Annotated in this window: 5 protein-coding genes; 3 read left to right on the top strand and 2 right to left on the bottom strand. The window is 51.6% G+C overall.

The window, feature by feature from the left end; genetic code table 11:
- Positions 1 to 307 precede the first annotated feature (307 nt).
- Together LKE53_06140 and LKE53_06135 are read left to right on the top strand one after the other, a co-directional pair.
- Positions 308 to 1,450 carry a PLP-dependent aspartate aminotransferase family protein gene (locus LKE53_06140; GenBank protein MCH3972332.1) on the top strand — a complete coding sequence of 381 codons (1,143 nt, stop codon included), beginning with the start codon at positions 308 to 310 and terminating at the stop codon, positions 1,448 to 1,450.
- A gap of 110 nt (positions 1,451 to 1,560) precedes the next feature.
- Positions 1,561 to 2,748: a pyridoxal phosphate-dependent aminotransferase gene (locus LKE53_06135; protein ID MCH3972331.1), complete on the top strand. Its 1,188-nt coding sequence runs from the start codon at positions 1,561 to 1,563 to the stop codon at positions 2,746 to 2,748.
- A gap of 221 nt (positions 2,749 to 2,969) precedes the next feature.
- On the opposite strand, the gene LKE53_06130 is transcribed toward LKE53_06135, so the two are convergent.
- Positions 2,970 to 4,079, bottom strand: a complete 1,110-nt coding sequence (locus LKE53_06130; GenBank protein MCH3972330.1) for an ABC transporter substrate-binding protein — start codon at positions 4,077 to 4,079, stop codon at positions 2,970 to 2,972.
- A gap of 65 nt (positions 4,080 to 4,144) precedes the next feature.
- Positions 4,145 to 5,323 carry a DegT/DnrJ/EryC1/StrS family aminotransferase gene (locus tag LKE53_06125; protein MCH3972329.1) on the bottom strand — a complete coding sequence of 393 codons (1,179 nt, stop codon included), beginning with the start codon at positions 5,321 to 5,323 and terminating at the stop codon, positions 4,145 to 4,147.
- A gap of 431 nt (positions 5,324 to 5,754) precedes the next feature.
- Here LKE53_06125 and LKE53_06120 point away from each other — a divergent pair, with 431 nt between their 5' ends.
- The gene (locus LKE53_06120; protein MCH3972328.1) at positions 5,755 to 6,330 is read left to right on the top strand and encodes an N-acetyltransferase; all 576 of its coding nucleotides are present in this window, start codon (positions 5,755 to 5,757) and stop codon (positions 6,328 to 6,330) included.
- Positions 6,331 to 6,374: the final 44 nt, after the last annotated feature.

The following is a 6,374-nucleotide window of genomic DNA, read 5'->3' as shown; positions in this document are numbered from 1 at the left end:
GGGGATTTTTGTTGCTTATTTGATGCGCTCATTATTAACGTGAAAAATTAACGCAAAATAGGAAAAACTTAGCGAATTAAAAAAAGCAATTCAGATGCAATTCAAGATGAGGCTTGCGAATAGAGCGAAAATCTTTGCGCTGTGCATTAGGCAGCGCTTTTTATCTATACAGCATTCTGTATTTTCAGCGCGCCATATTCTTTTTAAAAGAATATGGCGCGCAGTATTGACAGATTCTGCAAAAGCGAGTATCCTTACAAGAAAGAAAACATATATAAGAAGTAAAGTATATATGGAGGGCTTACAAATGAATTTGCGGACACTTTGCGTACATGGCGGTATACGGGACGATGACCCAACCGGAGCGGTGGAAATGCCGATTTACCAGACAGCGATGTTTCGGCACCACGATATTGGCGAGGGCGGCTATGACTACAGCCGTCAGCAGAATCCAACCCGTGAAAAATTAGAGCAGTTGGTTGCCGGCTTAGAGCATGGTTGCGGCGCCATTGGCTTTTCTTCCGGCATGGCGGCGATTACCTGCCTGATGGAGCTTTTTCAGCCGGGAGACCATATTCTGGCGACTGATGATTTGTACGGCGGCAGCATTCGCCTTTTCCGCGGGGTGGGGGAGAAAAACGGCCTTTCCTTTGATTTTATGGATACTTCCGATATAGAAAAGGTGCGCAAGCGGCTGCGTCCGCAGACAAAGGCTCTCTTTATCGAGACGCCTACTAACCCGATGATGCAGGTCACTGATTTGCGCGCGGTGGCTGCCCTTTGCCGCGAAAAGCATTTGCTTTTGTTGGTAGATAATACCTTCTTAACGCCGTATCTGCAGAATCCGTTAGAACTTGGTGCCGATGTGGTTATTCATAGCGGTACAAAGTTCTTAGCCGGGCACAACGATACGCTGGCAGGATTTTTGGTAGCAAAAGATCCGCAGCTGCTGGAAAAGCTGCGCTGGTACTACATGACGACCGGCGCATGTCTTTCCCCGATGGACAGCTGGCTGGTCCTGCGCGGTATTAAGACTTTGGCAGTGCGTATGGAACGCCAGCAGCAAAATGCGCTTGCCTTGGCGCAGTGGCTGCAAAAGCAGTCTTGGGTGCGCAAAGTGCTGTACGTGGGTTTGCCGGAGCATCCGGGCTATGAAATCAACTGTAAGCAGAGCCGCGGTGCCGGTGCGATGATTTCGTTTGTCGTTGATAGCAGCAAAACGGCGCTGCGCCTGCTGCGCAATGTGCAGCTGATCCTTTTTGCAGAGAGCCTCGGCGGTACTGAAACGCTGCTGACCTACCCGATGACGCAGACCCACGCCGACTTACCAAAAGAGGAGCGGGAGGCCCGCGGTATCAATGACTGCCTGCTTCGCCTTTCGGTAGGCTTGGAAGAAGTCACGGATCTGGAAGAGGACCTGCAGCAGGCCGCGGCTGCAAAGGATATTTGAGAAAAATATTCTTTGCACGAATTTCAAGTACAGAAGAAAAATATAGAAAGCCGGATTCGGTTTGTTTGCAGGCGCAGAACTTAAAAAAGTATCAGAGAGAGGATACAAATATGAATTTTGATTTTTCAACGCCGGTAGACCGGCACGGAACCGGCAGTTTAAAATATGACTTTGCCGCTCAGCGCGGCAAGCCTGCAGATGTTTTACCTCTGTGGGTGGCAGATATGGATTTTCAAACGGTTCCGCAGGTGAGTGAGGCTCTAGAGAAAGCGGCACGTTTCGGCGTATTTGGGTATACCGAAAGTACGGACAGCTATTTTCAGGCAGTCGCCGATTGGTTTGCAAAGCGGCATGGCTGGCGTCCCGAAAAAGAGTGGCTGGTCAAAACACCGGGGGTCGTCTTTGCGCTTGCGGCGGCTGTGCGTGCCTTTACACAGCCCGGTGAGGCGGTTTTGTTACAGCAGCCGGTATATTATCCTTTTTCAGAGATTATCCGCGACAACGGCCGGCAGCTGGTCAATAATCCACTGGTGCTGAAAGACGGACACTACGAAATTGATTTTCAGGATTTTGAAACAAAGATTCGTGAAAACCATGTCAAACTCTTTTTGCTGTGCAGCCCGCACAATCCGGTTGGCCGCGTTTGGAAGCGGGAAGAGCTGCAGCGCATGGGGGAGATCTGCCTAAAGTATCATGTCATTGTCGCCGCCGATGAGATTCATGCGGATTTTGTTTGGCCCGGACATACGCACACTCCGTTCCTGGCGGTGGATCCGCGTTTCCTTGACAGCACAGTGCTGTGCACTGCGCCCAGCAAGACGTTTAATCTGGCTGGCCTGCAGACAAGCAATATTTTTGTAGCCAATCAGCAGCTGCGTAAAAAATTGGAAAAGCAGATTGCCGCTGCGGGATACAGTCAGCTTAACCAGATGGGTCTGATTGCTTGCGAAACAGCTTATCGTTATGGGGAGCCATGGCTGGAAGCACTGCTGCAGTATCTGCAGGGGAATATCCGTTTTGTACGCGAATTTTTACAAAAGAATCTGTCGCAGATTCAACTGATTGAGCCGGAAGGCACCTACCTGTTGTGGCTGGACTGCCGCGGTTTTGGCCTAACACAGGAACAGCTGGAAGATTTGGTCGTTAACCGTGCAAAACTTTGGCTTGACAGCGGAAGTGTTTTTGGCAAGACAGGCGAAGGCTTTGAACGTATCAATATTGCATGCCAGCGCGAAACACTGCAAAAGGCACTGCAGCAGCTGCAGAAAGCGGTTGCAGAAAGTCCGCTGATTTCGTAAACCATAGAACTTTCGTATGAGCTTCGTCGATAGCACTTATCAGAATTTTTAGCACAACGGGCCGTCGGAAAATTGCTTTCCGGCGGCTCGTTGTGTGTACCTGGCATTTTCTGCTGTTCCAATCTGCTGACCCCGGCGAGTAGCTGCCTATGCGAGGGAGGCAGCCATAAAAAAGGCCGTCGGAAAATTGCTTTCCGGCGGCTCGTTGTGTAAATCATGTTTTAAGATACAGCACTGGAAGTAGGCTGTGGCAGATAATCGGAAGAGAAGCCCGTACTGAGGGGGACACTGCTTTTTGAAAGTTTCTTTTGGTTCATCCAGGTGTAAAAGCGGTTCCAGCGCTGGGTGTCGAGGCTTCCCCAAAGGATGGCATCGTCCGTATATTTTCCCGCGAGCCATGTCAATGAGCGCTGCACCAGTGCCTGCTGATTTTTAACGGCGGGAACTTGTGCGCAAACTTCTTTCGCGGTGATGTCAGGGTGCGCGGCTGCGTAAAGATAGCCGAGATTGGCTGCGGAAAGGAAATCTTTTGCGGTCTGGGGGTGCTGCTTTAAAAAGGTATTATTTGCCGCCAGCAGGCAGGGGTATTCATCCAGTACCGGCGCCGTGTCACGGTAAAACAGAAAGCTGGCTGAAACGCCGCTTTCCTTACAGCTGAGGCCGCTCCAGCTGTAGCTGCCGCAGGTGAGGGCACCGCCCTTTACAGCGGCAGTCGTGCCGGAAGTTGAGGCAATCTGTGTTTTTACAAGGGCCGCGTTACCTCCGTCTGCGGTAACTGCTTCTTTCAGCATTGCCTCTGCCAGCGGAGTGCCGTCTGTTTGGCAGGCGGTGTTTTCCAGCTGCTTTGGCCGGGTGATCTTTTTGTCAGTCAGGCTCAGCACACCGGCGTCGTTGTGCTGCTGCAGGGCTGCGACAGCGGTGACGTCTTTTTTGGCGATAAGTGCATCCGCAAAAGAAGTACTCTGCTCTGTCGTGGTAAACTGGGCCGTGCCGGCGCTGGCAAGGTCAACAGCCTGCGCGGCAGACTTTGCCGTTGTAATGGTGACATCCAGACCGTAACTTGCAAAGTAGCCCTGCTTGCGGGCAGCGTACAGGCCGCCCAGCAGCGGTGCAGAGGTATCCGGGCTGACAGCAAGCGTCAGCTTGATCTGCGGCGCGCTGCTTGCAGAGGACGATGACGAGGCAGCTTCGATGTTGGAAACCGCCGCCGATGAAACAGCCGAAGAGGCGGCGGAAGAGGACGACGCGCTTTGGCCGGCATTTGTGCAGGCTGCCATCGACAGCCCCGCTGCCAGCGCCAAAAAAGCGGAAATCGTTCGTTTGCAGTTCATGAAAGGTTCCTCCCAAAAGCGGAAAATGGAAAGCCCGCGGGCTTTCCATACAATGTTATTCCAGATTACTTGTGATATTTTTCTACAATATCCATAACCGCATCGATGACATACTGTACCTGTTCTTCAGTCATAGTTGGGTACAGCGGTAAGCTGATGATGCGCTGAAAATGTTTTTCTGCATTCGGAAAGTCGCCGGGCTTAAAGCCGTAGCGGCTGGTATAGGCGCTCATCATGGTGACCGGGATAAAGTGAACACTGGTGCCGACGTTGCGGTTATTGAGTTCAACAATAAACTGGTCGCGGTCAATAGTCAGGTTTTCGGGTACAATGCGCAGAACATACAAATGCCAGCAGTGGGTTGTGTAGTCTGGCACAAAGGGCGGGTCAAGTGCGTCGCATTTGCTAAAAGCTTCCTGGTAGCGGGCGGCAATTTTCAGCCGCTTCTGCTGCATTTCTTCCAGGCGGCCCAGTTGGTGCAGACCCATAGCAGCCTGAATGTCAAACATATTGTATTTAAAGCCGGGCTCGCAGATATCGTACTGCCAAGAGCCGCCTTTCGCATAGCGGTTCCAGGCGTTGTGGCTCATGCCTTGTCCAGCCCAGATACGTGCTTTTGCGTCGATTTCGTCGTTGTCGGTTACCAGCATGCCGCCTTCGCCAGTGGTCAGGTTTTTGGTTGCATAGAAGCTGTAGCAGGCAGCGCCTTTCAGCTTGTTGCCGATTAGGCGACCTTTGTAGCGGCTCCACAGGGCGTGGGCCGCATCTTCGCTGACATACAGATTATATTTGTCTGCCAATTCATAAATCGGGTCGAGGTCGCAGACCTGACCGCTGTAGTGCACGGGGACAATGGCTTTTGTCTTTGGCGTGATTTTTTTGGCAATTTCCGCTGGGTCAATGCAGCCGGTGCGATAGTCAATGTCGGCAAAAACAGGCTTGGCACCGCAGTGGATAATAGTGCTTGCCGTAGAGGCAAACGTCATGGGGGTGGTGATGACCTCGTCACCCGCCTTGATACCTGCGCTTAAAAGGGAAACATGCAGCGCAGCAGTGCAGGAGTTAAGCGCCAGTGCGTGCTTGGCACCCAGGTACTCTGCAAATTTTTTTTCAAATTCTACGGTGCGCGGCCCTTTGGCAATCCAGCCGGATTTCAGGGTATCCACTACCTCGTTAATTTCGGCGTCGGTAATATCCGGACGGTTATAGGGGATAAAATCCTTTCTGACATGAAAATTGCTCATTTTTCTGTCCTTCTTTATTTAAGTTTCAAGATTTCACGGAAAAAACAGAAGCACAGCCGGCCGCCGCGGCAAAACCCACGGAAAGGTGGCAGCTTTTCTGCAGTTTCAGATTACATCATAATCTATAATACACACAAAGTCAATGCGAAAGCCGGGACGAAAAGGAAGAAAAGAGGCGATAAAACATTTGACGATAGCGCCCGTTTATACTATAATACATTAGTTAAAGGATATATTCTGGAAAGGAAGCGCCTGCCTCGTAAAACCGCAGCCTGGCTTTTTGGCGGCAGAACTTAAAATAAGAAGAGGGAGATGCTCCCTGACTGCGTCCGGTGCGGCTGCTGAAAAAGCTCTGGCGCGGCCTTCCTTTGCTGCGCTGCCTGTCCCTAAAATGGAAATACTGAAATGATGAAGGAAGCTGTGCAATCACAATGAGCGACTCTTATTTTGTCCACCCCAGTGCCTGTGTCGACAAAGGCGCTGAAATTGGCGAGGGCACAAAGATCTGGCATTTTTCGCATATCAGCGGCGGTGTAAAAATCGGCGCGGGCTGCACGCTTGGGCAAAATGTGTTTGTAGCAGGTGGCGTGAAAATCGGCAGCTACTGCAAAATACAAAACAATGTCAGTGTTTACGAAGGTGTAGAGCTTGGTGACTATGTCTTCTGCGGGCCGAGCATGGTGTTTACCAATGTGCCGCGGCCACGCTGCCGCTACCCGCAGAAAGGGTCGCAGTTTTATAAGCCAACGCCGATTGGCGACGGCGCCTCAATCGGGGCAAATGCCACCATTGTCTGCGGACATAGCATTGGCAGAAACGCCTTTATTGCCGCGGGGAGCGTTGTTACCAAAGACGTGCCTGCCCACGCAATTATGATGGGCGTGCCTGCGCGGCAGCACGGCTGGGCCTGCGAGTGCGGCGAAACATTGGACGAACACCTGCGCTGTCCCAAATGCGGCCGCCGGTACGCTGAGGAGGAAGACGGCCTGCATGAAGTGAAAGACTGAAAGACCGTGCGGAAAATTCTTACTGTATTTTCAGGAGGAAGCAA

The organism is Oscillospiraceae bacterium, from assembly GCA_022483045.1.
Taxonomy (GTDB): Bacteria; Bacillota; Clostridia; order Oscillospirales; family Acutalibacteraceae; genus Caproicibacterium.
This window is presented reverse-complemented; position numbering and strand designations above follow the sequence as displayed.

Coding starts and splice junctions, on each gene's coding strand:
- LKE53_06120 (MCH3972328.1), top strand. CDS start 5,755: ATGAGCGACTCTTATTTTGTCCACCCCAGTGCCTGTGTCGACAAAGGC.
- LKE53_06135 (MCH3972331.1), top strand. CDS start 1,561: ATGAATTTTGATTTTTCAACGCCGGTAGACCGGCACGGAACCGGCAGT.
- LKE53_06125 (MCH3972329.1), bottom strand. CDS start 5,323: ATGAGCAATTTTCATGTCAGAAAGGATTTTATCCCCTATAACCGTCCG.
- LKE53_06140 (MCH3972332.1), top strand. CDS start 308: ATGAATTTGCGGACACTTTGCGTACATGGCGGTATACGGGACGATGAC.
- LKE53_06130 (MCH3972330.1), bottom strand. CDS start 4,079: ATGAACTGCAAACGAACGATTTCCGCTTTTTTGGCGCTGGCAGCGGGG.